The following is a 26,133-nucleotide window of genomic DNA, read 5'->3' on the forward strand; positions in this document are numbered from 1 at the left end:
ATTTCTTCGACTGGTTGTGTAAGTCTTTTTGAAAGGAGAAGGTTTAAACAATAATGAAGCTAATATTTTAAGTGGAAAACAAAAAAAATTAATTTTTATACCTTCTTTTCCGGCTGTTCAGATATTTTTCCCGGATGATCTCGCTCATAGGTTTTTGATAAACCTTGCTTTCCACCCAGGAAATGAGATCCAGATAAGCAAATGCTCTCGTCTCAAAACGGTTTTTCTCAAGGTGTTTGATCTTTTCCAGGAACTTTTCAAACTCTGCTTTTAGCGTGTGACGGGACGTGTGAAAAGAGGAGCGGAGAAACCTGAACATCTCTTCTTCCACGCGGGTGAGGTTTTCTTTTTTGGCCATGAAGCGATATACCGATTTGGTAAGTGATTCCATCAGCTCAAAATTCCCCAGTTCGAAATGTGCCATCAAATGTAACACCCGGGCATAAGACTGCAGGTCGTTACGCATATCCACCTGGTCATTGATTATTCGCTGCAAATAGTCTATGCAAACGGCATAATTCCCGCTTCCAAAAAAAAGTGTGGCTATTTTATAATTTAGGACCAGGATCCTGTGCCGGTCAATGAACATGTCGTATGCTGCCAGTTTCATTTCCATTTCCGGTACCATCAAAAGACCTTCTTTGAAACTGCCCAGCATAAAATGCTGATTTATTTTAGCGGTGGTGATATACAGAAAGGTCTGAATCCGGAAATTATCATTTTCGCGGACTCTGTCCGTTTGGGCGAAGGCTTCGAATTGTTGTAAGGTGGTCTCGAATTTCTGATAGTTCCGCAGATCAAAATGAGCATTGAGTAAATTGTGTAATGCCTTTATATAATGGCCGGTTTCTACCCTTATCATGAGAGGCTGCTCGGCGAAAAGGTCCATCCATTTTTGCGAGTAACGGTAATACATCAGGAAGTCCTGCCGGATAAACGCATACCAATTATAGATCTGGTAGAGATATAACCTTTCGTAAAACCCGGTTTGTTTCCAGGCAGATGGGGGTAATTGCTCCTCCAGGAACTGTTTAATCCGCTCTTCGTCTTTTTCGTTGCGGGCATGTCCATTTTTTATATACCAGCTATACACCAGCAAGGCCAGGTTGGAAAGTCTGGCCACCATATCAATACGACTTGTCACTTCCAGGGATTCGGCCGAAAGTTGTTCAGCCCTCATTTGCATACTATGGGTGATATGGAGGGTTTCTATTCTTTTCTCCAGTGCCAGGGCCTGGGCCAGGAAATTGAACTTTTGATTGACCCTTGCAGTCTCTTTGGCGCGGTCCAGGATCCGCAGGCTTTGCTGAAACAATCCCTTCTTATAAAGGATATGTGCATAGTCGAACATTTCATTCAGCTGAAGATCAATGCTTTCTGCACTTTTTAGCAAACGAAGACTGGCAAGGATCTGTTTGTACAGATGGGTCTTTAAATTCGATAATTGCGGTTTCTCGATGCCGGAGAGTTTTTTTAGCAGATGTTTTTCATCATAATCATTGAGCTTATCCAGGGCATCGAATAATTGGACGATCTTAAGATCTTCTTTAGTAGAACTTCTTTTAATATAAAGCTTGAAATGCCTTTTTTCTGACTTTTCGAGGGAATGAATTAATTGAAATAATGTATCTGAAAACCGGTTGGCCATAATGAAGCAATTAACCTGAAACTTAATCCAGTAAAGGATCTTACCACGAATAATATCATTTTGACATAATTAATTCATCCATAAGTTGATTAGAACGGCAAGCCGGCGAATCTTATTTTTGTTACAGAGAATGAGATAAATCATACGGCAGCAATCGCTTAGCAGGCATTCGTTAGCGGCTCATTCAAACAAAAAACTGGTTATCAGTCCAAAAGATATTATTACCTTTTTTCATATGGCAAGCAATCGTTAGCGCCCTCTGTTTCTACAAGGGGCTTTTTTTTGCAAAATACCTAAGAAAATCTATTCAAGGATCATTTGCCACTTATTTATTTTTGTCCTGCCGGTATTTTTTATCCTGCTCATATCGTACACTCATCCCGGATATATTTTTCGGACATCCTGGTGGTTATTCTCCTTTAAATTATCTTCTTTTTGCTAAAACTGCTAAAATGTAGCGGCAGCATTAAGAGCGTTTATAGGCATAAACAAGCGATTCATGTACGCAAAAAACCTGTTAATGTAGTTTTTCCACAGACTGATTAGGAATCATATAATTTGCCCCCCGAATCGCGCAAGCTTGTACTGTTTGTTTTAGTTATTATAAAAGTGTAGTGTTTTCTCATGTGACCTTAGTGTCCACCAGGGGTTTGTTTCTACAAGGCCCTTGCTGTTTTTTTCAGGTCACCGCTTCTGCTCCCTTTATCCCACATGATTAACAGCGATAATATGTCAGTATGATATTTTTTTTTACCTAAATTATTTTATTTATTTTGCTATCCAAATTAGTACTCTTGAGGCCTGATTATCCAACAAAGCTATTTTCCGACAAACGAAACGAATATGTATTCCTCCTGGAATCGTTAACTGCTGATTTATAGCCGCCAATTAAACTGCAGTCCTTTTCCACCTGCAGTCCTTTTCCTCCTGTTTTTTCCCTTGTTTTCGCCTTAGGGCCCAACCTGATCCCATTAGAAGCAACGATTATTTGTCAATTCCTGAAATAAAACAACAGCTAGTGCAATCATTCTTCTTCATTCGCCAGGACGGCCGCAACGTAAAAGTGGACTTTCATCAGATCCTTTATATTGAGGCCCGTAAAAATTATACCCGTCTGGTTATGACGGACAGATCGGCCATGGTTCTGGTTACCCTGAAACAATGGGAAAAGATCCTCCCTTCCGATTTATTCTGCAGGGTCCACAGGGGTTATATCGTTTCCATCGAAAGGATTATTTCCTTCGATAATAAATTCGTTTACCTGCCAGGTATGAATATTTCCATCGGGGATCAATTTAAGAACGCTTTGGCAGAAACAGTGATGATTGTCGCCAGCGAACCGGTCAGGAAAGAGGAAGTGCTGTCAGTATGGGAATCTGTCGAACATTCTTTTGAAATTTCCAATTAGATCCCCCGAATCTTAGATATCGTAGGGAAAAGGAAGTAGCTTTAACAGGTAGTAACTTTCTCCTTTTTTTATGCCGAAAACGACCCTCCCGGAAGTATGGTTGCGTGGCCCTGTTCCAGGGATACCCCCACTTTTACAGCCGGTTGCTCATGCCCTTCTACAGGCGCGTGAAGAAGTTTCCGCCCTTATGGGTGGGTTTTCTTCGGAACATTTGTGGGATCGTCCGGCGGGAGTGGCCTCGCCCGGCTTTCATTTGCAGCACCTTACCGGGGTATTGGACCGTTTGTTTACCTATGCCAGGGGAGAGGGTTTAAATGAAAGGCAATTGGAAGCGCTGGGTGCCGAAGGCATTCCAATGTCGGGGCAGGAGGGGGGTGGGCAACCGGCTCAGGTTCTCCCGGATCTTGTTAACCGGTTCAGCTATCAGGTAGATCTTGCCTTAGCCCAATTAGCCGCCACGCCCGAAAGCATTTTGCAGGAAAGCCGCAGAGTCGGGAGGGCCGGAATTCCATCCACGGTAACCGGATTACTTTTTCATGCGGCAGAACATACACAACGTCATACCGGTCAATTATTTGTCACCGTAAAGGTACTTTCTTCCCCCGGGGAATAATCATTTATCCCAGTCCAGGCTTCCTTATATACATTTTGGTCTCCTTTTAACGGAAAAATCAAGGTAATTTTATAAAAAACGAGGCAACCCCCTAAACCGATCCGGCGTTTGATCTATAACATTCAATTTATCAGGCAAGAAAGAAAGTTTGGAAAAACTGCTCCATATCATATCCGGTTGCGCGCAGCAAGATCGCCAGTGCCAGCAATTGCTGTACGACCAATATTATGGCCTTTGCCTGAAAATTGCTTTTCGATATGTAAATACTTATGAACAGGCGGTGGAGGTGGTCCATGACGCCTATTTGAAAATGTTCCGGAATTTCAGCCGTTTCGAAGTCAGGGATCAGGAAAAGATCGAAATGCTGTTGATCGGATGGATCAGGAGAGTGGTTATTAATGCGGCCATCGATTATATGAGGAAAGAGATGAATAATCATCAGACCTATGCTATCCCGGAACAGGTATGGGAGCATGGAGATAAAGGCCAGTCACCGGATAATTCGGTACTATATAAGGAATTGATTAGTTTGGTTAAGGAATTGCCCCCGGCTTACCGTTTGGTATTTAACCTGCATGTGATCGAAGGATATTCCCATCCGGAGATTGCGAAAATGCTGGGTATCACAACAGGTACTTCCAAATCCAATCTTTCCAAAGCAAGGGCCCATTTACAAAAAGCGCTGACAACCCAAAACGTAGAAACTATTTTATGTCCAACATAAATAGCAATAATATAGACGATTTGTTCCAACGGGCATCTGACAAGTACCCGTTAAGGACGGATAGTGCCGATTGGGGTCGGCTGGCTTCCGCTTTGGATAAAGACCCCTCTCTCATCATGACGGCAGGCAGCGGTGAAGGGGATACACGAAGACGGCGGAGGTTTTTATGGTTATTGTTATTATTACCGTTGGGGGGAATAGGATTTTATGCCTTGCAGTCCGGTTCCTTTGGTCCCAGGCATTCCGGTGCAATGGGTGGCCTTCAATCAAAAACGAATAGCCTGAGCCGGCAGAAAGTGGAATCTCCCTCCATCCCTGAGCATGTAGCCGTGGAGGAAAGTAAGGGAAATACCCTAACCGGGGATAAACAAGCGATAGATAAGCAGGCCATAGATAAGCAGGCCATAGACAAACAGGCCATAGACAAACAAGCGATAGTAAAACAGGAAATAAATAAACAAAATTCGACAAACTCCAATTTGGACCCCTCAACGCAGAGTAGTCAAACCAAAACGGTAGCTGCTTTCGGGAAAGAAGAAAGAGATCGGAATCCTGTTAACCGGAAAGGAAACAGACAACAAGCTGATAAAAGCATAAATAAAAACTTTTCTGCAGCCAACAGGACAGAAGATAACCAGACAGAAGATAAAGCTCAAACCAAAGATAAAGCTCAAATCGATTTCCGGAGAAAAAATGCGCTGATGAAGGGAAATGATAAATCGGGTGTACAGGTTTCCGGTTTTGAGAACAGTAATATCAAAACTGCTGTACCCATGACCAGGGTAGCGGATCAATTGTTGGTGAATACCAGTGCGATGACATTGCCGACGCTTAAAAAAGAGCAGGACGCGGGTATTAAAAGAATCAGTAAGGATACGGTCTCAGCCCGCTCCAAATCAATCAAAAACAGAACAACCGGTTTTTACGCGGGAATATTGGTGGCTCCTGAGTTAAGTACAGTGAAGGGGCAGGTCGTAAAAAAGCCCGGTATCTCAGCAGGTATATTAGTGGGATATCGCCTGAATGCAAGACTGGGAATAGAGACAGGACTTTATGTTGAGCGGAAAAAATATTATACCGATGGCGAATATTTCGAAATGAAAAATATTCCTCCGAATTATAGCCTGCTGAATGTAAACGGAGCCTGTACCATGTTTGAATTTCCCATCCATATCCGGTATGATCTCAGTAAGGGCGACAAAATGAAATGGTTTGCAACGGCAGGATTGTCCACTTATTTTATGACCAAGGAATCCTATGCATATCAATTTATGTATAATGGATATGTACATGATAAGTCGGTTTCTTATAACAATCTTTCCCGGTATTGGTTTTCCATGATCAATCTGAGTATCGGATACGAACAGAAACTGGGTAAGATCGGTAACCTGAGGCTGGAGCCATACATCAGGATTCCCACTTCAGGGGTAGGTACGGGTAATCTGCCTATTTTGAGCGCTGGCCTGAATCTGGGTATTACGCGCAAGTTCTGATAAATATTTTTTTAAAGAAAACAGTGTATGCTGAAAAAAAAGAAATTTTTTTGGTGGGGCATTCTTGTGCTCCTGCTCATCTTGATGGCCAGGATTTTTTATTTATACCATAAACCACATGGGAGTGCGGCAGGAGAAACTTCCTCGTTTTCCATCGATGCCGGTTCCCTGTACCGGCAATTCCAGGAAAACGAAGAGTTGGCCAATAAAAAGTACCTGGGTAAAGTGGTTGAAGTTAGCGGTAGGATAACGGAAGTAACGCGTAATGGACAATCCGAGGTCTTGATCTTATCCGCCGGGTCCGGCAGCGGAGGAGTTAATTGCCAGCTATTTCCGGCAGATAAGACAGATCATCACCCTACAAAGCCTGGTGATCAGGTAATCGTAAAAGGCAAGTGTACCGGCTTCCTGATGGATGTGAACCTGGCGGATTGTATTGTTGAAAAATAACCATCTTAAATAACAAACCTAATGAGATTGAAAGCAAGCATATTTATAGGCCTGGTTGTAAGCGCCTTTTTCTACCTGGGAGGATGTTCGAAATCTCCGGGTGGAAATACGAATTCCTGTGATACTACCGGTGTGACCTACCGGAATGATATTTTACCTATTATAAAGAATTATTGTTTTTCCTGTCATAGCAATGCTACGATGGCTTTCAGCAATCATTCCGTTTACAATTTCGAGCAGGGAGATAGTTTGGGATATGCTTACTTCAAATTTGAAGATATTGTGGTCCATGAAGTAAGGCATGATCCCGGCTATATCGGAATGCCGTATCTGAAACCGAAGATTCCGGAATGTGCTGTCAATAAAATTGTAGCCTGGTTTAACAATCCCGTTCACCCGTATTAAAACTAATAACCATGAATAAATTTTTTCTGATTATCGTTCTGCTCCTGTCTGTTAAAATGCAGGGATACTGCCAGCTATATATGACAAGGACCGGTTTTGCCGGTTTTTATTCGAAGACTCCACTGGAGGATATTATTGCCGAAAACAACCAGGTTTACGCAGTAATAGACGCTGGGAATAAAAAAATGGCCTTTAGTGGTTTGTTAAAAGGATTTGTTTTCAAAAAAGAGTTGATGCAGGAGCATTTTAATGAAAACTATGTGGAAAGTGATAAATATCCAAAGACCAGTTTTTCGGGTGTTTATACCGGAGATATCCCTTTGACGGCAAATGGCGTATACAAGATCGTTGTGATAGGAGATCTGAAATTGCATAATGTGACTAAAAAGATCACCGTTCCCGCCACCTTGGAAGTGAAGGATGGAAGGCTGATCGGAGCCGCTTCCTTTAAGTTGAAGCCGGAAGATTTTAATATATCCATACCCTCCATTGTCCGGGATAAGATTGCCGGTGAAATGAATATTCAGGTAAAAATCGATTGTAATACTTCAAAATAGAAAAGAATGACCCATAATAAAATGACCCGCATATTTTATCTTTTACCGATCCTTTTGTTTTCATTTAACCTGTATGCCCAGGATAGTTCGTTATTGAAAATGCTTAATGACTCTATGACTGTCAGGGCAAGACCAGGTTATGTAACGGGTACATTCAAAGCGACCCATATTGCCAACATGCAAACGATTGAGTCTCCCGCGGAGGGAGCCTTGAATTTTGTCATACAACACCGGTTCGGCAGGTTGAACAGCGGATCCTATGCTTTTTTTGGTCTGGACGGGGCAACGCTCCGGCTTGGCCTGGATTATGGAATTTCCGACAGGTTGGATGTCGGTATCGGCAGAAGTTCTTATCTGAAAACTTATGACGGGTATCTCAAGTACAAATTGCTCCGGCAAACCGATGGAAGCAATAGCATGCCTGTCTCCATAAGTTTATTAGGCACGATCACTATCGTAACGGATTCCCTTTTCAAAAAAACACTGAATTATAAGGACAGACCGACCTATACAGGCCAGCTATTGATCGCCAGAAAAATAAGCAGAAATCTTTCCCTGCAGTTAACCCCAACCTGGATCAGCTATAATTTTAAGGAGACATCGACGGATAAAACAAATCTTTTTGCTTTGGGTATAGGGGGGCGAATGAAAATTTCCAGGCGGATGAGTATAAACGCAGAGTATGATTATCTTCCTTCGGGTCAGATCGATCGTTATAACGGGGATAAATTGCATAATTCCTTTTCTTTAGGCTGGGACATCGAAACGGGAGGCCACGTATTTCAGCTGGTCTTCAGTAATTCTCAAAGCATGCTCGAAACACAATACCTGACTCAGACGACGGGTAGCTGGGGCAAAGGGGATATTTATTTTGGATTCAATATTTCCCGGACCTTTAATCTCCGGAAAAAAAGATCCAATACCGCAGACGTTCATCCAAAGGGATAAAAATGCCCAAATATGATACCAACGATTCGGAAAATAATAGCTGTACTCCGCAGGGAAGAAAAAAAACGGCTGGGTGTTCTATTGTTTCTCGATCTGCTGATCAGTATTACCGACATTGTTTTCCTTGCTTTACTGTTATGGGTGATCCGGTTCTATACCCATCAGGGAGATCAATTACCGGGAGATCATGGTTATCCTGTTCCGTTGTCGGTATGGTTCCGGGGCAATGATCCAAGGATCCTCATTTCTTTTTTTCTTCTTCTTTTTGCTGGGAAATCTGCAGCCGGGTACTATATCCTTCAGACCCGGTACCGGTTTGTTTACCGGGTAGCTTCGCGGATGTCGGAGGAAAATCTGCTCAGGTACCTGGAGGGACAATTTAAGGACTATGTCAACATCGATTCTGCTGTTCATTTGCGGCGCATAAGTCAACAGCCAATCGAATTTTGTCACCATCTGTTAGCAGGTCTGATGCAGGCTTTTACAGAAGGAGCGCTAATCGTCCTGACAATTGCCGGAATATGGTGGTATGATCCCAGGTTATTTCTGCTGCTGCTGACGATTGTACTACCTGCCATGTTCACCCTAAGGTATCTTATCAAAAAAAGACTAAGATCGGTAAGGGCCAGCGTAAAGACCAGTGGTGAAAAAACATTGCAATACCTGCAGGAGACCCTATCTGGCTATGTTGAAAGCAATATCTATGGGAAGAATGCCTATTTTACCGGTCGTTTTGCAGGCTATCAGCAGAATATGAACAATTTTCTGGCTGAATTGCAAATTGCACAGGCCATTCCTTCCCGGTTGATCGAAGTATTTGCGGTGTTTGGGTTATTCGTTTTAATCAGTTTTCATGCAACGGCCTTTTTTACCTTGGGCGCATTCATGGCGGCAGCCTATAAGATTATTCCGGGGATGGTGAAGCTCACCAATATCGGCGGGCAGATGAGGACCTATTCTTTTACGCTGGATGATTGGGTGGGAGCTGAAAGGGCCGTCCCGCAAGAGAATGGAGCGAAGATAATCCGGTTGGGGCAGGCAATGAAGATAAGCTCGATCCGGTTTGAAGAAGTCGGGTTCGGGCACAACGGACAGTTGGCCTTTAACGGGCTTTCTTTTTGTATGTCGCCGGGTGATTTTACCGGTATTTCGGGCCTTTCCGGAAAGGGGAAGACGACCCTGATCAATTTATTATTAGGATTTCTGGAACCAGATCAGGGAAGGATCCTGATAAATGAGGAAAATACTACAGGGTTGGTGAGAAAGAGGAACTGGCCGGATATCGCCTATGTTAAACAGCAGCCTTTTTTGCTGAATGGCACCCTCCTGCATAATATTACGCTGGGTGAAAAAAACTTCGACGAAAAAAGAATGCGCTGTGCCCTCTATAAATCGGGTCTGGAAGAATGGGCCGGGCCTTTCCCCAAATGCCTGGATAAAATGATCACGGAGCACGGAAAAAATATCAGTGGGGGGCAACGTCAGCGGATCGCCATCGCCAGGGCCTTATACAAGGATGCCGGTCTCATCTTGTTGGATGAACCTTTTAATGAACTCGACCCGGCTTCTGAATCGTGTTTATTGAAGCATTTCTCCGGGCTGGCCGGACTGGGTAAAATGGTGGTGCTTATTACCCATCATGAAGATAGTTTTTCATTTTGTAATAAACGGGTATCCTTGCATGAATAAGACATTGGTGATCCTTACTCCCGGTTTTCCTTCAGGCGAAGACGATACGACCTGTGTCCCTCCCAAACAAGTATTTATTCAGGCGGTAGCCCGGGCCTATCCGAATCTGAAGATCATCCTGCTAACCTTCGAATATCCCTTTACTACGCAGGAGTATAGCTGGCATGGGCACACGGTTTTTCCCTTTAACGGATGGGGGAAGGCCCGGGTGGCAAGGAAATTGTTATGGGTGAAAGTGTGGAAGAGATTGAATAAAATAAGAAAGGAAAATGAAGTAATCGGCTTATTTAGCTTTTGGTGCGGAGAATCCGCTTTCCTGGGGAAATGGTTTGGGAAACGATATCATATTCCTCATCGTATCTGGATTGCCGGACAGGATGCGAAAAAGGATAATCCGTTTGTCCGGTTTATCCGGCCCCGGCCGGAGGAATTGATTGCCATGTCTGATTTCCTGGTATCGGAGTTTGCATCGAATCATGGTCTGCGGCCTGCACATACGGTTCCGATTGGGATCGATCCCCGTCTTTTTCCTGCTCAAAAAAATACAGAAAAGAATTTAGATCTGTTTGGCGCAGGCTCCTTATTGCCCTTGAAACAATATGATCTGTTCCTGGATATAGCCCGCCAACTGGCGGATCATCTTCCCGGGCTTTCCGTTATGATATGCGGAAAAGGACCGGAAGAAAAAAAACTGAAGACCAGGATCCTGAATCTCAGGCTGGAGGAGACTGTGCAATTATCCGGTGAAAAACCGATGGGGGAAGTCTTGGCATTGATGCAGCGGTGCCGGGTATTTCTACACCCATCTTCCTATGAAGGTTTTGGATCGGTTTGTATCGAAGCCTTGTATGCAGGCGCTCATGTGGTGAGTTTTTGTCAGCCGATGGCTGCCTGTATCGATCACTGGCATGTGGTCAGGACACCGGAAGAAATGTTTGTCAAGGTACTGGAATTGTTACAGGACCCGGATCTTTCCCATGAGCCGGTTCTGCCATTCCTGATGGAGGATAGTGCCAGGTTGGTTATGGGCTTGTTCGGGTATAAGGAATGATTAACCGGATGAAAGGAAAATCAGGACAGCAGGGAAAGGGCTTTTTCAAAGACCACCCCCGGGGAATACCGGGTCAGGCATCGGGTATCGCCAAACCGGCAGATTTCCTTCATACAATTGCCGCAGGCCAGATCGGAGGAGTCCAGGAAGGCAGTATGATCACCCAAAGGCCGGGACCAATCGCTGCGGGTAGATCCAAAAAGGGCCAGCGTAGGGATTCCTGAAACCCAGGCCATATGCATCAGGCCGGAGTCTTCCGAAAGGACGAATTTCGCCCGTTGTACCAGTGCGAAGGCCTGGCCGGGCGTGGTTTTATCAATCAGGTCGATCAATCCGGAACCGAATTTTTCCTTCAATTTGGCCGCTTTTTCAGCTATTCTGCCCAGCCCCAGGAGCATGAATTGCGTGTGGGGGAAGGAAAGCAGCCATAACCGGATAAATTCTTCATAATAGGAAAGCGGCCAGTTACGGCTTTCAAATGCGCCTGCGGGGTTGAGGACTACCAAATCGTTCCGGGAATTCCAGCCGGCTGACAACAAAAGGTCGTTGGCTTCATCAGGGTGTTGCAGGGAAAAATGGGGAGCAGCAGAATCAGATTTGATCCCAATGGCGTCAATGGTGTTACGAACCCTTTCCCCTGCCGGGATAGGTGAGTAACGGTCGAAGGAGGACCATGCGGCCGGAGAAAGGGAATGCCTGATCAGCCGACTGATAGAATTGTTTTGCAGGTCGATGACCACATCATAATGGTTAAGCCAAAGCGGGGGTAACAGCCAACAGGCATGGAGCGCCTGTTTGCGGGTATTCCTGCCGCCTTCGATCGAATAGATCCGGTCGAATAAATAAAGACTTCTGGGAATTCCATCGACTTCCCGGCGGGTAAGCAGATCCAATTGCGAATCGGGAGGTAATGCATTCCGCAATTGTTGCAGATAGGGTAGCGTGATTACCAGGTCTCCCATAGCTTGTAGCCGGATGGCCAACACTTTGCGCGGAGCTGCTGTTTTTTTCCATGGCCGGAATCCGGCATCGTGTTTTCTTTTTTTGTGGCCATTTTGAGAAGGACTGTCCTGTTTAAATAGGTGGTTCATGATTTAGGGGGTGACGTTATGGGTAGGGTTTCCGAAAGTACTCCTTTGAGTTGCCATCTTCGGACAATCAGGATAAGGGCTGCCAGGTAATAGGCTAAAAAGTAACGATCTGCCGGATCGGGATACAACATCAAACGAATAACAATAATTCCGAGAATAACAAGGATAAACGATCGGTCAGACCGGAAATGATCGGATCGGAATTGATCGGATCGAAATGGAGGATAAGAAAGAAGAAGCAGGACTAAAACAAACAACAAAAGCAACGAATGGGAATAATACAATCCTTCTATCAGGGTGCTTAAGCCATTTCTAAAATGAGGATCGGATGCTCTGAAGGAAGGATAAAAGAGGGGACTCCAGCCAAAGCTTCTGGTAGAAATGGTGATGGAAAAATAGCACAGGACCAGCAAGATTAACAAGGACAGATATTGCCAAAGAGAGATTTTCTCTTTCCCGGATGTAAAAGCAAATAGAGTAAGCAAACAAATGGAGCCTATAATATTATCGACCCGTGTAAACACCGATAAGGCCAGCAGAAGAAACAAGGGTAATGTTTTCGGTTTTTCCAGGATAAAATAGAAGGCGGAAAATAAAAACAGGCCGGACAGGAGGTCCGGGGTGGACATTCTGGCGGCTCCCAGAAAAGGAGCAGAAAACAGGGTGAACAGACTTGTAACGACCGCTGAGGACAAGGAAAGATAATTTTCCAGCCAATGTAACAATAACAGACCAGTCAGCAGATAAGCAAGGATCGAGGGCATAACGGTGGCATGGGGAAGGGAAAGGCCTGTTTTATAAAATAGATAGATCAGGCCTGTATAAAAAGGCTTGATCATATAAAAGGGTAATTGACTGGAAAAAAAGAGAGGATCTTCTGACATTTTTCTACGAAACGGATTGACGCTGTCTGTCAACCGCCTGTATGTTCCCGGAGGAACCTTTTCCCATACGCTCTGGTAAGTTATGCGGTGAACGGATCGGATATCCTTATTGTCCATTTTTACAACAAGGGCTATATAAGGCAGCATATCGAAATTATAATCGGGTTTTTTATAGGAATAACAGGCAACCAGGACAATACCTGCCAAATAAGAGAAATAGAGCAGTTTTTTCATCCGTTCTTGCCGGGTTTTTACAATTGGTACAGGCATCCTTTCATAATAAACGGCCGTTTATTATGAAAGGATGCCTGAAGAAAATACCATTATGAGCCAGAATATTCTATTTTATAATGAAATAGCAGAGGAATATGACTCCATTTTAGATCAGGAAACCGTAAACCGGCAGGTCCGGCAAAAAATGGAAAACTATTTCCTTGCCTTCGTCAAATCCGGATGGGTCCTTGATTTTGGAGGAGGAACAGGGCGGGATTTGGAATGGCTGGTCGCTAATCGGTTTAAGGTAATTTTTTGCGAACCTTCTGCTGGAATGAGAAAAAAAGCCATTCACCAATATAAATACGGACTTTCTTCCCCATCATCCGTCCATTTCCTGGAGGATACCGATGCCGACTTTACCGGATGGGGCGGCCGGCTTCCCTTTTCCCGGAAAATGGATGCCGTTCTTTCCAACTTTGCCGTGATCAATTCCATTCCGGATATACGGATGTTATTTAAACATTTGTCTATGGTCATGCATCCTGGCGGGCAGCTCATCGCACTGGTTCTGGAAAATGAAAAAAAGGATACTGTTTTTAACCGTATCAGCCGCCGGATACGGTCCCTGTTCTTTTCAAAACCTGTCATCATGAACGTAAAATATCATGAAGTCCGGCAAACCGTATATATGCATTCGCTTAGGGATATCAGGCAGGCTTCGGCTGACTGTTTTGATTTTGTTGCTTTCGAATCGCTGAGCGGGACGACTTTTTCCATTCTGCATCTGGCCCGGAAATGAATAGCCTGATCAAAAAAATATTAACCGGTAATATTCCTGTCCGGGAATATTCAACGGTGTCGGGGAACGGAGCTATCCGCGAAAGGGTTTATCTATGGAAAGATAAACACCGGATAGATATTTCTGAAAATCATTGGCTACTGTGTCTGGACCCTGTAGTTTTCGGTGTTTGGATGGTAAACAACGGCGCTCCCGGATTACCTTCCGGAATTAGCGAAACCGGTGTTCACTCCTATAGAATCAGTTTCGCGGATTCATACTGCGGGGAAGGCAGCCCGGAAAAAAAGAACCGGGTAGCCTTGCTGGACCTCGATCTTTTTGATAGTGTGGCAGAGGCAACCGGAACCCTGCTTTTATTAAGATTGCGCAAGGCCAGGATCAATCATATCCACCCGGTCAGATCGTTGTTACTCTACCTGAAATATTATAAAAAACCTAAACTGCCTTTTGCCAAATTTAAATCGCTGGTATCCGCCTTCAGTTATCCCAGGAAGGTTAGTCTAATTTCTTTTACCAACGGGGATTATTATTCTATATTTCCCATGGATCTGGTTGGGGCGATTCAGCCGGCAAACAGGTATGTATTTGGATTGAGGCATACGAACCCGGCCCTGGCGGGAATTATGGAAACCGGCAAGCTAGTCGTTTCCGAGGTAAACGCCCGATATAAGGATGTTCTGTACGAACTGGGCAAACATCATACGATGCCTCCTCCCCCCCTTGATAAATTGCCTTTTCGGGTAATCAGAAGCGCAGAATTTGGCTTCTGCCTTCCGGAATGGGTGGAAAGTTATAAAGAGATCCGTATCCGTAAAACGACTCTTTTAGGGAGTCATATGCTTTTATGGGGTGAATGTTTGAATGAAGTGGTGAATAGTGAATCCGGGGCACAAGACGGGCATTTATTTCATATTCATTTTTTGCATGATCTCCACCAGCGGGAAAATGGAGTTAGTTATACTTATGTGTAAAAAAAACGGTAAACCCAGGCATCCTTTGCCGAAAAAGCGGCGTTTGTTTTGGATGGATACCTAAAGTACAAGCAATGAGGAAAAAAGTCCTTTTATTTAACCCCCGCAGCTCGACAGGAAAATACAGAGTACCTAATTCAATTTTGAATATTGCCGCTTCCATAGAAGGAACTTATGACTGGGTGGTCGTGGATGGTAACCGGGAAGAGGATCCTTATGAATTGATCCATGCCTATCTGTCCACCGGTGAATTCCGGTATATCGGCTTCTCGGTTATGCCGGGACCCCAATTAAAACAGGCCATTCCTTTCGCGCAGCGGATTAAAAAAGAATTTCCATCAACGCTGATGATCTGGGGAGGTTATTTCGCCTCTAACCAGTACCAAACGGTATTGAAGGCAGAATTTGTGGATTTTGTCATTAATGGCCCCGGTGATCATGCTTTCCCCCAGTTGATCGATGCCCTGGAGAACGGAACTCCTTATGAGTTGATCCGGAACCTGATCTACAAGTCAGGTGGAAAGATCCTGAAGAACGCAAAGGAGGATTTGATCGAGCAGGATACGCTTCCCTCCCTTCCTTATGAGAAGCTGGATCGTTTATATCCGATGGAAAAATACCTGGGCAAAACTTATCTGGGAGAAAAGACCCTTGCCTATCATTCCAGTATCGGATGCCCCTTTACCTGTTCCTTTTGTGCTGTAGTGCCTATTTACGAAGCCAGATGGAAAGCCAAGCCGGCTCCCCAGGTATATAACGATATCCGGTTGATCAGGGATCGATGGGGAGCAGATTCCATAGAATTCCATGACAATAATTTTTTTGTATCCGAAAAAAGGGTAGTGGAGTTCAGTCATCTTATTAAGAAGGACCAGATGATCTGGTGGGGAGAAGGACGTATCGATACGATCCATAAATACAAAGACTCTTCGCTTTGGCTGATGCGCCAGGCGGGATGCAAAATGATCTTTTTCGGTGCGGAAACCGGCAATGATGAGTTATTAAAAAAGATGGACAAGGGTGGAACCCAGAGCGGTGACCAAATCCGGGCCTTTGCAGAAAGATTGGGCCGCTTCGATATTATTCCTGAATACTCTTTTGTATTAGGGACTCCCGGTGATAACCCGGATCAGGTGATGCGGCAGATCGAACAGGATATAGACTTTATAAAGGAAATAAAAGAGATCAATCCCCGTACGGAGATCGTCATTTATGTATATAGCCCGGTACCTACGGAAGGATCCGCTTTGTACAAAAAGGTACTGGAATCCGGATTCCGGTTTCCGGAAAAACTGGAAGACTGGATAAGCCCGCAATGGGAGAATTTTGATCTTCGGAAAAATCCGCTTACGCCCTGGCTCACCGGGGAAATGATAGATAAGATCAAAGATTTCGAAACAGTACTTAATGGTTATTATCCAACTGTATCAGATATCCGGCTCAACAATTTCAAACGGAAAATGATTCACCTGCTTTCGGGGTTGCGTTACCGGAGCAGTTTCTACCAATATCCTTATGAGATAAAATTGTTACACAGGCTCTGGAAATACAGACAACCTGAAATTCAGGGTTTTTAAAAAAAATAAAAATGGCACTACCGGATTCATCGATATTGAGCAATATGTTCGTTACCGGCGCCTCCAATCCGGATTACGGTATGTTTGAAAAGAAATATATCATTATAAGAAGCATGGAGAACAGGCTTTATACCGATGAGGAACTGGTCAGCCTGCCTGAAATATCTCCCTCTCATCCCCATTACGGAGAATGGCAAGTACGGAAACAGTCCTCACGGCGCCTAATCCGTTATTTTTCAGCGAAAGAAAAACCTTTACGTATCCTGGAGATCGGATGCGGAAATGGCTGGTTATGCCATCAGTTATCCCGTATACCCGGTGCACGCATCACGGGGCTGGACATTAACTTCACCGAACTGCAACAGGCCGCCAGAGTTTTTAGCGATGTTCCCAATCTGAATTTTTTTAACGGAGATCTTACGGCCTCTTTTTACCGGCCTGAAGCGGATATGATCGTATTTGCCTCCTCCATTCAGTATTTTTCTCCGCTCCGGAAGATCCTGCAATTATCCATGCAGCGTCTGTCGCCGGGAGGAGAGATCCATATCCTGGATACGCATTTTTACCATCCGGACAAAGTGGCCCTGGCCAAACGGAAAACAGCCGATTATTTTGCATCGTTAGGTTTTCCTGAAATGAGCGATTTCTATTTTCATCACGATGTTCAGACATTGAATCCTTTTAAACCCAGATACCTGTATAATCCCCATACACTTAGGAACCGGGTATTACGAAACAAGGACCCCTTTCCCTGGATCTGTATAAAAAAGTGATCCATCCAAACAACTCGCTTGTTAAACAGCTCACTTGATCAGATAATAATGATACTATGAACATCCTGTTTACTCATTCCTATTTTTTACATTTTGACCCCAAACAATGGGCTACAGGACAGCCTTATCCTCCGCTGGGAACGCTGTATGCTGCTGCCCTCCTGCGTGAGCATGGCTTCCGGGTTTCCTTGTTCGATACGATGTTCGCTGAAAAGGCGGATGAGGTATTACCCTGGATGGAAAAGGAGAAGCCGGATATATTTGTCATTTACGATGATGGATTCAACTACCTGACTAAAATGTGTCTGACCAATATGCGGGATGCCGCTTTTCGCATGATCGAATTGGCGAAAACAAAAGGATGTATGGTGGTCGTATCCGGTTCTGATTCTACCGACCATTACCGTGAATACCTGAACCAGGGTGCAGATTTTATTGTGATCGGGGAAGGGGAAAGAACCCTGCTGGAGTTGATTGTTATGATCCGTGAGGAGGGACAGGATTATGCTAAGATACAGGGATTGGCCTTCAAACAGGGGGGCGAACCGGTTAAAACGGCGCCGAGAACAGTGATGAAGGATTTGGATGCCTTACCTATGCCGGCATGGGATCTGATCGACATGACGAAATACCGGAAAACCTGGGTAGAACATACCGGTTTTTTTTCTTTGAATATGGGAACTACCAGAGGGTGCCCGTTCAAATGTAACTGGTGTGCTAAACCAATTTACGGTAATCGTTATCATGCCCGCTCGCCGAAAAATGTAGTGGAAGAGCTGAAATGGTTAAAACAACAGTATGCTTTCGATCATATCTGGTTCTGCGACGATATATTCGGACTGAAGCCGGGATGGGTTAGCGAGTTTGCCGATCTTGTTGCTGCTGCGGGTTTGAAATTGCGGTTTAAGATCCAGGCAAGGGCTGACCTGCTTCTCCAGGAAAATTTTGTGCAGGCATTGGCAAGGGCGGGATGTGAGGATGTCTGGATGGGTGCTGAAAGTGGTTCCCAGAAAATCCTGGATGCGATGGACAAAGGAATTTCGGTCCCTCAGATACACGAAGCCTCCCGTCTTTTGCGAAAACATGGTATCCGGGCTTCCTTTTTTATTCAGTTCGGGTATCCCGGAGAAACAAAAGAGGATATCCGGCAAACGATCCGTATGATCCATTCCCTTTTACCAGACAGCCTGGGCATTTCGGTATCCTATCCTCTTCCGGGAACTGTTTTTTATGAACGGGTAAAAGCAGATCTGGGGGAAAAGACAAACTGGACGGATTCCGATGAATTAAAAGTAATGTTCCACAATACCTATACCCCGGCTTTTTATAAGCAACTACATAGTTATGTTCATAAGACCTACCGGAGACAACTTGCATTCGCAAGTCTCCGGAATATATTTACGCACCCGGCTGCATTTTCCTGGGTCGGGATTAAAAAAGCCGTTTCGCTTGCCTGGTACATTCCTGTTTCTTTTTGGGAAAAATACAAGCTGAATAAATTATGACAGAGAGAGCAGATGAAAAAAAAATGGAACATGAACGACAGGTCTCTATTGCGTTTAGCCGGCAGGCTGCAGGATTCGATGCTTATAATGCAGGTAATACGATCATTCAGTATAAACGGCAAAGGGTTAGGGATCATGTTTTGAAAGAGCTGGAGCCGGGAAGTTCTATTCTGGAATTAAACGCCGGGACCGGTGAGGATTCCCTGTTTTTTGCACAAAGAGGATATCATGTGCATGCTACGGATAATGCCCCGGGCATGCTGGACAAACTTCGGGAAAAGACCGGCCTTTTAAATCTCCACCATGATCGCAAAGGTAAATCCGTCCATTCCGCCGGAGTTTCTATGGAACGTTGTTCATTTACCAGGCTGGATGAACTCCGGGAAAAAGGCCCTTATGACCTGATCTTCTCAAATTTTGCGGGTCTGAATTGTACACAGGATCTGGACAAAGTTCTGCAATTCTTCGCCCCTTTGCTAAGACCCGGAGGAAAAGTGATTCTTGTCGTCATGCCGGCATTTTGTCTTTGGGAGACCTTATTGGTTTTTAAGGGGAAATTCCATACTGCGTTCCGAAGGATATTCAGTAATAAAGGAGCCCGTTCGCATATAGAAGGGCAATATTTTACCTGTTGGTATTATCCTCCATCCTATATCGTAAAAAATTTAAAATCTTCTTTTGTTCCTGCAGGACTCGAAGGATTATGTACTCTTGTTCCGCCATCCTATATGGAAGGGTTTCCCCAAAAATATTCCTGGCTATACGAGTGGCTCAGGGAAAAAGAAAACCGTAATAAAAACCGGTGGCCCTGGAAGTTCATTGGAGATTATTATATTATTACCTTAAAAAAGAAAGGTTGAGGATTAATAACAAGATTGGGGATTAATAACTTTACCCATGCAGGTAAGGCTTTTCAGTCGTAAAATGCTCAGGCCATTTTTCTTTTAATTCCTGTATTTTTTGGTTGAACACCTTCAGTACTCTTCCCTGAAGAAGGGCCGGGTCGTTCCTGGAAATATGTTTGGTGGTATGCAAACTTATCTTATCTCCTTTTTTGTTCAGAGAGTCTTTTCCTGTTTTTTCTTTCCAACGCCGGGTAGTCAGGTTCATGAGATAATCATCCAGGCGGTCTCCTAATCGATTGTTAAATAAAAATTCCGCCAGTTTTTTGAATATACTATCCGGATGAGATAATTGCATGGTTTCCTTTTTGGTTCTGTAACTGGGGAACCAGTCACTTGCCCAATCGTTGGCGTCCAGGAAATCCTCCATCGCGCCATTCCCGCAGACAGGTAAAAAGGTAACCATTTCAATTGCCGTAAAAATATTTTCCTCTTCTATTTTCAATGCTTTCTCATCAATGTAATAATTCATGCAATACCAATCCTGGTGACCATTTAGGTAACTTAACTTTTTGAACAGGTGCATACATGTTCTTGCGATCCAAAGCCGGTTCGATTTGGTTATGATAAAATAATCGATGTCAGCACCTTCTTCCGCGCAGTTTTTGGACAATGAACCTGAAATCCCGATTCCTCTTACAAAAGGGAAGAGGAAAAGGAAACGTGAGATCCTCGAGGCTATAGCCAGTAGTTTTTGAGCATGCTGATTGGATTTTAATCTTCGCTCTGCTAAACCCGGATTATTCTTTAGGGAATAGAAGAGGCCCAACCGATGAACGCAGCCTGTTTTTGTTAATCCCTGCAGGGACGCTGCCAGGGTTTTTCGTTCAATCGGCCGCTCGAGGAAAAAATGAATTTCCTCTTCAGAGATCGGATAATCGAAGAGATCAAAATAAGCCAGTGTTTTTAAAATGGCGGACTCTGGTTGCATAGAAATAAAAACGCGTATTTGTTTTTAGCGGTTGCCTGTACTATTTTTCAAAACTGAGGCAACCGCTGGTTTCAAGGCTCCGTTTGCATAGAAAGGTCATGTTTGACAATTGCGGGGAATAATTCCGTAAACGGAACGTAGAATTTGAAAATAAAACAGCATGGAACTGGAAGTAAAGCAAATGCCCTATGTGCTCCGGAAAGCACCTTTTTCCGGGAGGAGGTACGCCCGCAGGGAATGCATAGACCGGAAAAGATTTTTTTTCATGGGAAAAAGATGTATTGATATCATTTTTTCCCTGTTTGTTCTCCTTACCTTTCTCAGCTGGGTCATACCTGCCCTGGCCCTGTTAATTAAATTAGATTCGCGTGGTCCTGTATTCTTTTTACAAAGAAGAACCGGAAAGGGCGGTCGTATCTTTCTTTGTTATAAGCTGAGAACGATGATCGTAAATAAAGATGCTGATAGCCGGCAGGCTGGAAAGAACGACATCCGCATAACCGGATTAGGTGAGATTCTTCGGAAATTTAATCTCGATGAGCTGCCGCAATTTTTTAATGTATTGCAGGGCACGATGAGCCTGGTTGGTCCCCGCCCGCATATGATGGCCGATTGTAATCATTTTTCAGCCCTTGTGCCCGGCTATAAGATCAGGAATTTTGTAAGACCGGGTATAACAGGATTGGCCCAGGTTAAAGGTTTTCATGGTCCGGCCTTAGATAGGTTAAGTATTGACGGCAGATATCAATGGGATCAATATTATATACATCATGCAGGAGTTTTGTTGGATATAAATATCCTGTGCAGGACAATGATATCCTTATTTTATAAACGATGAGGAAATTATAAACGATGAGGAAACCGGTAAACTATATTGTGGGTAAATTGTTCAAGCCCCTTGTGACCCGATGGTTGTCAGTTACCCGAACCTATGTTTATAAAGATATCCTGCTTCGGATTCCTCCGGGAGTTTTTCATCCGGGGCTTTTTTTCAGCACCCGTTTGTTGTTAAAATATATAAGCAGACAGCCCATCCGTAACCATACCTTCCTGGAACTCGGTGCAGGCAGCGGGTTGATCTCTTTTTACGCTGAAAAATCCGGGGCGCTGGTTACTGCCACTGATATTAATCCCGGGGTCATTATCAATCTTCACATTAATAGCAGGTTGAATGGTTGTTCGCCGGAGATAATCCATTCCGATCTTTTTCAGGCCATTCCGGAAAGGGCTTTTGATATTATCGTTGTCAATCCGCCTTACTATAAGAAAGATCCCCGGGATGATGCCGGTTATGCCTGGTATTGCGGGGCGAATGGCGAGTTCTTCGCCGGCTTGTTTTGTGGCCTGGAGCGTTTCACACATAACAGATCCTCGGTATGGATGGTATTGAGCGATGGTTGTGATATTGAAATGATAAAAGGGTTCGCAGATAAACACGGATGGATCGCCAGATGCGTACAAACAAAAAGAAACCTGCTGGAAAAAAATTTCATCTATACCTTTGCCCGGGATTTTTATCAAATCACTCCTGACGCGGCATATGGAAATAAAAATATTTTGCCCCTGGTGGGGCCATGAACACCTGGATATTACCAGTTTTTGCAAAAAGATCAAAGAGGCAGGTTATGATGGGATCGATACATGGATACCCGAAGATCCTGCCGTCAGGAAACAATTATACGATGCCTTGCAGCGGGAGGAATTGTTGTTGATAGCCCATCAGCATCAGGCAAGGGGCATGGATTTTGAAGATTTTAAAATCTCCTTTCTTCATTATCTGGAATTAAGCGGGGAAGGATCTCCGGTTCTGATCAACTCCCATACCGGCAAGGATTATTTTACATTTGCACAGAACCTGGAACTGATCGAACTGGCAGCTGCATTCAGCGCCAAAAGGGGGGTTACTGTCGCCCATGAAACCCATCGGGGCAGAGTCGGATACAGTCCTTCTGTCATGATGGATTATTTCAAAGCCTGCCCGGATCTGCTGCTGACAGCCGATCTTTCTCATTGGGTATGCGTGACAGAGAGTTTTCTGGAACATTTTCCCGAAGCTCTTGAACAGGCCATTAAAAGAACCCGCCATATACATGCCAGGATCGGGTTTGAAGAAGGACCACAGATCAGCGATCCCAGGGCTCCTGAATGGAAATATGCGGTTGATCATTTCCTGCTTTGGTGGGACCGGATGGTGTCCGGGAGGATCAGGGAAGGAGCATCGGTATTGGGTTTCACCACTGAATTCGGCCCCCCGCCTTATATGCCTGCACAGCCATTTACCAACAGTCCTCTTGCCGATCAATTCACCGTTAATTGTTATATGAAGGACCTTTTAAGGGATCGGTATACCTCCGGTAAGGAGTGAATACTAAATACCCTGTCGGTTTAATGAGCCCGGTAAGACTTAGGAGACTCCCCATTTTTCTTTTTAAAAAGTTTGGAAAAATAAAACACCGACTCAAAGCCTAATTGATAGGCGACCTCCGTGACATTGAGATTCGTCGTATTTAGTAATTCTTTTGCCTTATCCAGGCGAAGATTTAAATGGTATTGATTGGGAGATTGCCCGGTAGTCTGTTTGAACATTTTTCTGAACTTGGAATAACTAATGGGCAGTTCTTTGAGTAGTTGTTTCATGTCAAGGGGCCCTTCCAGGTGTTCCCGGAGAAAAAACTTTGCCTGGGCCATTGACTGCTCATCAACATCCAGCCCTTTATTTTTGTTGGTAGTCAGTGCATGCACCAATCCAAGTAGTTGGAGGGTGATTCCGGAAATAACCTGGTGATAGCCGACGGTGCCGGTCCGTACATGGTCGAGGATCTTAAGGATAAGCGTGAGCAACGTTTCGTCCAATCCGGGACTTACTACGGGAAAATCGGAACTGAAAAATCCTTTATTCATCAGGTCATCCGGATAACTTCCTTTAAAACCGATCCAATATTCTTCCCATCCTGATTCCGGGTCGGGCCGGTAACGATGCCATACTCCGGGGAAAAGAAAAAAACAGGTACCAGCCGTTATGACGGTGGGCTCGGTTACTGCGGATTCAAAAACCCCTTTCCCTTTGGAAATAAAGACCAGGTAATAGCCGTTCAGAATTCTTCCGTTATTCCAGGTAAAGGAATGGGTTAGCGGATGTTCCTTGTCAGGAGGATAGGCTTCATTGGGGTCTGTTCTGGAATAACCTACTGTATTTACATAAAAACCCCATGCTTCTTCAAGAGGGGTAATGGCAAGATATTTATGATAATTAAGCATCGTTAAGTTACAATATGAAACAACCCCGTACCTGGAAAATGACAAAAAGTACAAAATAGTTAATAAAAATAGTCAGAAAACCTTCAGGCGATAAAGTTAATTTGAAAGTTGATTAGTAGCTTGCCGCTATTATTCTTTTTTCTATGGCAGTATCAGATATACGTTATTCAGTGTTGCGGTTGTCTATTCTTTTGTTACCGCTGCTCTCTTATAATCGCATTGCAAGAGCACAAAAGAACATTCCGGAAAAAAGATTTGCCGGTCTCCATTTTGATTTTCATGCCGGCATGCAGGATTCGGGAATAGGAAAGACTTTTACTCCTGCCATGATCGACTCTTTCCTGGCCATCTGTAAACCGGATTTTATCCAGGTGGATTGCAAGGGACACCCGGGAATATCGAGTTATCCTACGAATGTAGGAACTCACCCACCCGCCATGGAAAAAGATATCCTGCAGATATGGCGGGAAATAACGAACAAACATCAGGTAAGCCTGTACGTTCATTATTCCGGCATACTGGATCAGCGCGCCGTTCAATTGCACCCGGATTGGGCGCGGGTTAATGCGGATGGCAGTGCCGATAAGGAGGCTATATCCCTGTTCAGCCCTTATACGGATCAACTGATGATTCCCCAACTAAAGGAACTGGCCGGAAAATATAAGTTGGACGGAGCCTGGATCGACGGAGATTGCTGGGCCTTGCGACCGGACTATTCGGGAGAGGCAAAAGCGGCATTTACCAGGGCTACAGAAAAAAAGGAAATTCCTATAAAACGGGAAGATCCCGGTTTTTTTGAATGGATGGAGTTTAACCGGCTGGCTTTTCAGCAATATGTTGCCCACTATGCAACGGCTGTTCATCAACTTTCTCCCAACTTCCGTATTACGAGTAACTGGTCTTTTTCCTCCATGATGCCTGAAAAAGTCAATATCCCTGTTGACTATTTGTCGGGCGATGTAGCGGGATCGAATAGTTTGTACAGCTCCGCCTTTGAAAGCCGATGCCTGGCCTTGCAGGATAAACCCTGGGATCTGATGTCCTGGTCCTTTGCCTGGAAAGGGGATATGAAGATCACTAAATCTCCGGTGCAGTTAAAGCAGGAAGCTGCAGAGGTTTTGGCCATGGGCGGTGGGTTCCAGACCTATTGGCAGCAAAATAGGGATGGCAGCCCCGAAACCTATCAATTCAGGAAGATGGCAGATATTCTCAGATTCTGCCGTGACCGGAAAGAATATTGTTTTCAGGGGAATATCGTGCCCCAGATCGGTTTGTTATATTCCACGTATTCCTGGCGCCGTTTACACAACGCCGATCTTTATTCTTCCCATGGTCAGGGACCGCTGAAAGGAATCCTTAATATGCTCCTGGATGCCCGGTTTCCGGTGGAAATAATTATGGACCACCAGGTTGAAGACCGTTTGCAGAATTATCCCCTGATCATTATACCGGAATGGACGGATATAGATCCGGTCATTAAGGAAAAATTGCTTGCCTACGTAAGGAAGGGAGGTCATTTGCTGCTGATTGGTGCGGAAGCCACCAGGGATTTTAAAGAAGTGCTCCCTGTCGATGCAGGAATGCCCGTTCAAAAGGATACAGCGTTTTTTGCCGGATTTAATGGGGAGATCTCTCTTTTGAAAACTAATTTTCAGCCTGTCCGCCTGGTGGGAATATCCGAAAAATTATTTGGTCTTCAAATGAAATCCGACGATCTGCGGTTTCCCGGGCAATTTCCGCTGGCCACCATAAGCACATTGGGCAAAGGGAAAATCGGCGGCATTTATATGGATATGGGCGATCTTTATAACAACAGGCAGAACACCTTCTCGAAACAATTAGTACAAACAATTATCCATTCCCTGGTACCGCATTTCCTGGCAGAGACTACCGGATCTGATTATGTGCACCAGGTCATCAGCCGCAAAAAGGGAAAATTATATATCCACCTCATCAATACGGGCGGCGCGCATAACAATCCAACCGTACTGGATTATGAAGATTGTCCCCCGCTTCACAACCTAACGGTTGACCTGAGACTGTCGCATGCGCCCAAGGCAATCTGGTTGCAGCCCGGCAAAAAAAGTATACCTTATGTATCCGGAAAGGATGGAAGGATAACCGTAAAACTCCCCGAACTACAAATTTACAGTATCCTCGAAGTAGAAGAAAACCCTTAAAAACATACAGGCATACCGGTGATAGATGCGGCAAATAAATATCAGAAAGTACAAAAGTTT

At 44.4% G+C, this 26,133-nt stretch carries 25 protein-coding genes; 20 read left to right on the forward strand and 5 right to left on the reverse strand.

Annotated features, from left to right (window positions below; translation table 11 throughout):
* Nucleotides 1-88: 88 nt before the first annotated feature.
* Nucleotides 89-1,648 (reverse strand): hypothetical protein, encoded by a 1,560-nt coding sequence (locus ACX0G9_RS00605; RefSeq protein WP_459062891.1) that lies wholly within the window; start codon nucleotides 1,646-1,648, stop codon nucleotides 89-91.
* 1,018 nt (nucleotides 1,649-2,666) lie between these two features.
* On the opposite strand from ACX0G9_RS00605, the gene ACX0G9_RS00610 reads away from it, so the two are divergent.
* From ACX0G9_RS00610 to ACX0G9_RS00655, 10 genes are all read left to right on the forward strand, one after another.
* Complete coding sequence (locus tag ACX0G9_RS00610; protein WP_459062892.1) at nucleotides 2,667-3,056, forward strand: LytR/AlgR family response regulator transcription factor; 390 nt, start codon at nucleotides 2,667-2,669, stop codon at nucleotides 3,054-3,056.
* Between the two features lie 70 nt (nucleotides 3,057-3,126).
* Nucleotides 3,127-3,669 (forward strand): DinB family protein, encoded by a 543-nt coding sequence (locus ACX0G9_RS00615; protein WP_459062893.1) that lies wholly within the window; start codon nucleotides 3,127-3,129, stop codon nucleotides 3,667-3,669.
* A gap of 148 nt (nucleotides 3,670-3,817) precedes the next feature.
* Nucleotides 3,818-4,393 carry an RNA polymerase sigma factor gene (locus ACX0G9_RS00620; RefSeq protein ID WP_459062894.1) on the forward strand — a complete coding sequence of 192 codons (576 nt, stop codon included), beginning with the start codon at nucleotides 3,818-3,820 and terminating at the stop codon, nucleotides 4,391-4,393.
* Nucleotides 4,381-5,886: an outer membrane beta-barrel protein gene (locus ACX0G9_RS00625; protein WP_459062895.1), complete on the forward strand. Its 1,506-nt coding sequence runs from the start codon at nucleotides 4,381-4,383 to the stop codon at nucleotides 5,884-5,886. Before ACX0G9_RS00620 ends, ACX0G9_RS00625 begins: the two co-directional genes overlap by 13 nt.
* 27 nt (nucleotides 5,887-5,913) lie before the next feature.
* Nucleotides 5,914-6,336 (forward strand): OB-fold protein, encoded by a 423-nt coding sequence (locus tag ACX0G9_RS00630; RefSeq protein ID WP_459062896.1) that lies wholly within the window; start codon nucleotides 5,914-5,916, stop codon nucleotides 6,334-6,336.
* Nucleotides 6,337-6,357: 21 nt separating this feature from the next.
* Nucleotides 6,358-6,741, forward strand: a complete 384-nt coding sequence (locus tag ACX0G9_RS00635) for a hypothetical protein (protein ID WP_459062897.1) — start codon at nucleotides 6,358-6,360, stop codon at nucleotides 6,739-6,741.
* 11 nt (nucleotides 6,742-6,752) lie between these two features.
* The gene (locus tag ACX0G9_RS00640; protein ID WP_459062898.1) at nucleotides 6,753-7,298 is read left to right on the forward strand and encodes a YceI family protein; all 546 of its coding nucleotides are present in this window, start codon (nucleotides 6,753-6,755) and stop codon (nucleotides 7,296-7,298) included.
* Between the two features lie 6 nt (nucleotides 7,299-7,304).
* The gene (locus ACX0G9_RS00645) at nucleotides 7,305-8,246 is read left to right on the forward strand and encodes a DUF5777 family beta-barrel protein (RefSeq protein ID WP_459062899.1); all 942 of its coding nucleotides are present in this window, start codon (nucleotides 7,305-7,307) and stop codon (nucleotides 8,244-8,246) included.
* A 12-nt stretch (nucleotides 8,247-8,258) separates the two neighbouring features.
* Nucleotides 8,259-9,935, forward strand: a complete 1,677-nt coding sequence (locus tag ACX0G9_RS00650) for an ATP-binding cassette domain-containing protein (RefSeq protein ID WP_459062900.1) — start codon at nucleotides 8,259-8,261, stop codon at nucleotides 9,933-9,935.
* On the forward strand, nucleotides 9,928-10,986 hold the full coding sequence (locus ACX0G9_RS00655; protein ID WP_459062901.1) for a glycosyltransferase: 1,059 nt from the start codon (nucleotides 9,928-9,930) through the stop codon (nucleotides 10,984-10,986). The genes ACX0G9_RS00650 and ACX0G9_RS00655 overlap by 8 nt, the downstream gene beginning before the upstream one ends.
* A gap of 20 nt (nucleotides 10,987-11,006) precedes the next feature.
* On the opposite strand, the gene ACX0G9_RS00660 is transcribed toward ACX0G9_RS00655, so the two are convergent.
* Both ACX0G9_RS00660 and ACX0G9_RS00665 read right to left on the reverse strand, forming a co-directional pair.
* Complete coding sequence (locus tag ACX0G9_RS00660; protein ID WP_459062902.1) at nucleotides 11,007-12,077, reverse strand: glycosyltransferase family 9 protein; 1,071 nt, start codon at nucleotides 12,075-12,077, stop codon at nucleotides 11,007-11,009.
* Complete coding sequence (locus ACX0G9_RS00665) at nucleotides 12,074-13,195, reverse strand: hypothetical protein (RefSeq protein WP_459062903.1); 1,122 nt, start codon at nucleotides 13,193-13,195, stop codon at nucleotides 12,074-12,076. Before ACX0G9_RS00665 ends, ACX0G9_RS00660 begins: the two co-directional genes overlap by 4 nt.
* A gap of 91 nt (nucleotides 13,196-13,286) precedes the next feature.
* Between ACX0G9_RS00665 and ACX0G9_RS00670 the strand changes: the two genes are divergently transcribed.
* From ACX0G9_RS00670 to ACX0G9_RS00695, 6 genes are all read left to right on the forward strand, one after another.
* The gene (locus tag ACX0G9_RS00670) at nucleotides 13,287-13,976 is read left to right on the forward strand and encodes a class I SAM-dependent methyltransferase (RefSeq protein ID WP_459062904.1); all 690 of its coding nucleotides are present in this window, start codon (nucleotides 13,287-13,289) and stop codon (nucleotides 13,974-13,976) included.
* Nucleotides 13,973-14,947, forward strand: a complete 975-nt coding sequence (locus tag ACX0G9_RS00675) for a hypothetical protein (RefSeq protein WP_459062905.1) — start codon at nucleotides 13,973-13,975, stop codon at nucleotides 14,945-14,947. The genes ACX0G9_RS00670 and ACX0G9_RS00675 overlap by 4 nt, the downstream gene beginning before the upstream one ends.
* A 74-nt stretch (nucleotides 14,948-15,021) precedes the next feature.
* Nucleotides 15,022-16,524 carry a B12-binding domain-containing radical SAM protein gene (locus ACX0G9_RS00680; RefSeq protein WP_459062906.1) on the forward strand — a complete coding sequence of 501 codons (1,503 nt, stop codon included), beginning with the start codon at nucleotides 15,022-15,024 and terminating at the stop codon, nucleotides 16,522-16,524.
* Between the two features lie 11 nt (nucleotides 16,525-16,535).
* Nucleotides 16,536-17,297, forward strand: coding sequence for a class I SAM-dependent methyltransferase (locus tag ACX0G9_RS00685; RefSeq protein WP_459062907.1), 762 nt, complete (start codon nucleotides 16,536-16,538; stop codon nucleotides 17,295-17,297).
* 56 nt (nucleotides 17,298-17,353) lie between these two features.
* Complete coding sequence (locus ACX0G9_RS00690; RefSeq protein WP_459062908.1) at nucleotides 17,354-18,802, forward strand: B12-binding domain-containing radical SAM protein; 1,449 nt, start codon at nucleotides 17,354-17,356, stop codon at nucleotides 18,800-18,802.
* Nucleotides 18,799-19,662 carry a class I SAM-dependent methyltransferase gene (locus ACX0G9_RS00695; RefSeq protein WP_459062909.1) on the forward strand — a complete coding sequence of 288 codons (864 nt, stop codon included), beginning with the start codon at nucleotides 18,799-18,801 and terminating at the stop codon, nucleotides 19,660-19,662. Before ACX0G9_RS00690 ends, ACX0G9_RS00695 begins: the two co-directional genes overlap by 4 nt.
* Nucleotides 19,663-19,693: 31 nt before the next feature.
* Here the strand turns inward: ACX0G9_RS00695 and ACX0G9_RS00700 are convergent, their stop codons facing one another.
* Complete coding sequence (locus ACX0G9_RS00700) at nucleotides 19,694-20,635, reverse strand: hypothetical protein (RefSeq protein WP_459062910.1); 942 nt, start codon at nucleotides 20,633-20,635, stop codon at nucleotides 19,694-19,696.
* Between the two features lie 160 nt (nucleotides 20,636-20,795).
* Here ACX0G9_RS00700 and ACX0G9_RS00705 point away from each other — a divergent pair, with 160 nt between their 5' ends.
* Genes ACX0G9_RS00705 through ACX0G9_RS00715 form a run of 3 tightly spaced genes read left to right on the forward strand, consistent with a single transcriptional unit; the run spans nucleotide 20,796 to nucleotide 23,000 of the window.
* Nucleotides 20,796-21,473 (forward strand): sugar transferase, encoded by a 678-nt coding sequence (locus ACX0G9_RS00705; RefSeq protein ID WP_459062911.1) that lies wholly within the window; start codon nucleotides 20,796-20,798, stop codon nucleotides 21,471-21,473.
* A 14-nt stretch (nucleotides 21,474-21,487) separates the two neighbouring features.
* Nucleotides 21,488-22,213, forward strand: a complete 726-nt coding sequence (locus ACX0G9_RS00710; RefSeq protein ID WP_459062912.1) for a methyltransferase — start codon at nucleotides 21,488-21,490, stop codon at nucleotides 22,211-22,213.
* Nucleotides 22,176-23,000: a sugar phosphate isomerase/epimerase family protein gene (locus tag ACX0G9_RS00715; RefSeq protein ID WP_459062913.1), complete on the forward strand. Its 825-nt coding sequence runs from the start codon at nucleotides 22,176-22,178 to the stop codon at nucleotides 22,998-23,000. Before ACX0G9_RS00710 ends, ACX0G9_RS00715 begins: the two co-directional genes overlap by 38 nt.
* A gap of 20 nt (nucleotides 23,001-23,020) precedes the next feature.
* Here the strand turns inward: ACX0G9_RS00715 and ACX0G9_RS00720 are convergent, their stop codons facing one another.
* On the reverse strand, nucleotides 23,021-23,893 hold the full coding sequence (locus ACX0G9_RS00720; RefSeq protein WP_459062914.1) for an AraC family transcriptional regulator: 873 nt from the start codon (nucleotides 23,891-23,893) through the stop codon (nucleotides 23,021-23,023).
* Nucleotides 23,894-24,036: 143 nt separating this feature from the next.
* On the opposite strand from ACX0G9_RS00720, the gene ACX0G9_RS00725 reads away from it, so the two are divergent.
* On the forward strand, nucleotides 24,037-26,073 hold the full coding sequence (locus ACX0G9_RS00725) for a hypothetical protein (protein ID WP_459062915.1): 2,037 nt from the start codon (nucleotides 24,037-24,039) through the stop codon (nucleotides 26,071-26,073).
* Nucleotides 26,074-26,133: the final 60 nt, after the last annotated feature.

Source organism: Flavitalea flava (assembly GCF_054461575.1).

Coding starts and splice junctions, on each gene's coding strand:
- ACX0G9_RS00605 (WP_459062891.1), bottom strand. CDS start 1,648: ATGGCCAACCGGTTTTCAGATACATTATTTCAATTAATTCATTCCCTC.
- ACX0G9_RS00680 (WP_459062906.1), top strand. CDS start 15,022: ATGAGGAAAAAAGTCCTTTTATTTAACCCCCGCAGCTCGACAGGAAAA.
- ACX0G9_RS00655 (WP_459062901.1), top strand. CDS start 9,928: ATGAATAAGACATTGGTGATCCTTACTCCCGGTTTTCCTTCAGGCGAA.
- ACX0G9_RS00660 (WP_459062902.1), bottom strand. CDS start 12,077: ATGAACCACCTATTTAAACAGGACAGTCCTTCTCAAAATGGCCACAAA.
- ACX0G9_RS00630 (WP_459062896.1), top strand. CDS start 5,914: ATGCTGAAAAAAAAGAAATTTTTTTGGTGGGGCATTCTTGTGCTCCTG.
- ACX0G9_RS00625 (WP_459062895.1), top strand. CDS start 4,381: ATGTCCAACATAAATAGCAATAATATAGACGATTTGTTCCAACGGGCA.
- ACX0G9_RS00695 (WP_459062909.1), top strand. CDS start 18,799: ATGACAGAGAGAGCAGATGAAAAAAAAATGGAACATGAACGACAGGTC.
- ACX0G9_RS00720 (WP_459062914.1), bottom strand. CDS start 23,893: ATGCTTAATTATCATAAATATCTTGCCATTACCCCTCTTGAAGAAGCA.
- ACX0G9_RS00615 (WP_459062893.1), top strand. CDS start 3,127: ATGCCGAAAACGACCCTCCCGGAAGTATGGTTGCGTGGCCCTGTTCCA.
- ACX0G9_RS00665 (WP_459062903.1), bottom strand. CDS start 13,195: ATGAAAAAACTGCTCTATTTCTCTTATTTGGCAGGTATTGTCCTGGTT.
- ACX0G9_RS00710 (WP_459062912.1), top strand. CDS start 21,488: ATGAGGAAACCGGTAAACTATATTGTGGGTAAATTGTTCAAGCCCCTT.
- ACX0G9_RS00700 (WP_459062910.1), bottom strand. CDS start 20,635: ATGCAACCAGAGTCCGCCATTTTAAAAACACTGGCTTATTTTGATCTC.
- ACX0G9_RS00675 (WP_459062905.1), top strand. CDS start 13,973: ATGAATAGCCTGATCAAAAAAATATTAACCGGTAATATTCCTGTCCGG.
- ACX0G9_RS00715 (WP_459062913.1), top strand. CDS start 22,176: ATGGAAATAAAAATATTTTGCCCCTGGTGGGGCCATGAACACCTGGAT.
- ACX0G9_RS00640 (WP_459062898.1), top strand. CDS start 6,753: ATGAATAAATTTTTTCTGATTATCGTTCTGCTCCTGTCTGTTAAAATG.
- ACX0G9_RS00635 (WP_459062897.1), top strand. CDS start 6,358: ATGAGATTGAAAGCAAGCATATTTATAGGCCTGGTTGTAAGCGCCTTT.
- ACX0G9_RS00705 (WP_459062911.1), top strand. CDS start 20,796: ATGGAACTGGAAGTAAAGCAAATGCCCTATGTGCTCCGGAAAGCACCT.
- ACX0G9_RS00685 (WP_459062907.1), top strand. CDS start 16,536: ATGGCACTACCGGATTCATCGATATTGAGCAATATGTTCGTTACCGGC.
- ACX0G9_RS00670 (WP_459062904.1), top strand. CDS start 13,287: ATGAGCCAGAATATTCTATTTTATAATGAAATAGCAGAGGAATATGAC.
- ACX0G9_RS00690 (WP_459062908.1), top strand. CDS start 17,354: ATGAACATCCTGTTTACTCATTCCTATTTTTTACATTTTGACCCCAAA.
- ACX0G9_RS00650 (WP_459062900.1), top strand. CDS start 8,259: ATGATACCAACGATTCGGAAAATAATAGCTGTACTCCGCAGGGAAGAA.
- ACX0G9_RS00645 (WP_459062899.1), top strand. CDS start 7,305: ATGACCCATAATAAAATGACCCGCATATTTTATCTTTTACCGATCCTT.
- ACX0G9_RS00725 (WP_459062915.1), top strand. CDS start 24,037: ATGGCAGTATCAGATATACGTTATTCAGTGTTGCGGTTGTCTATTCTT.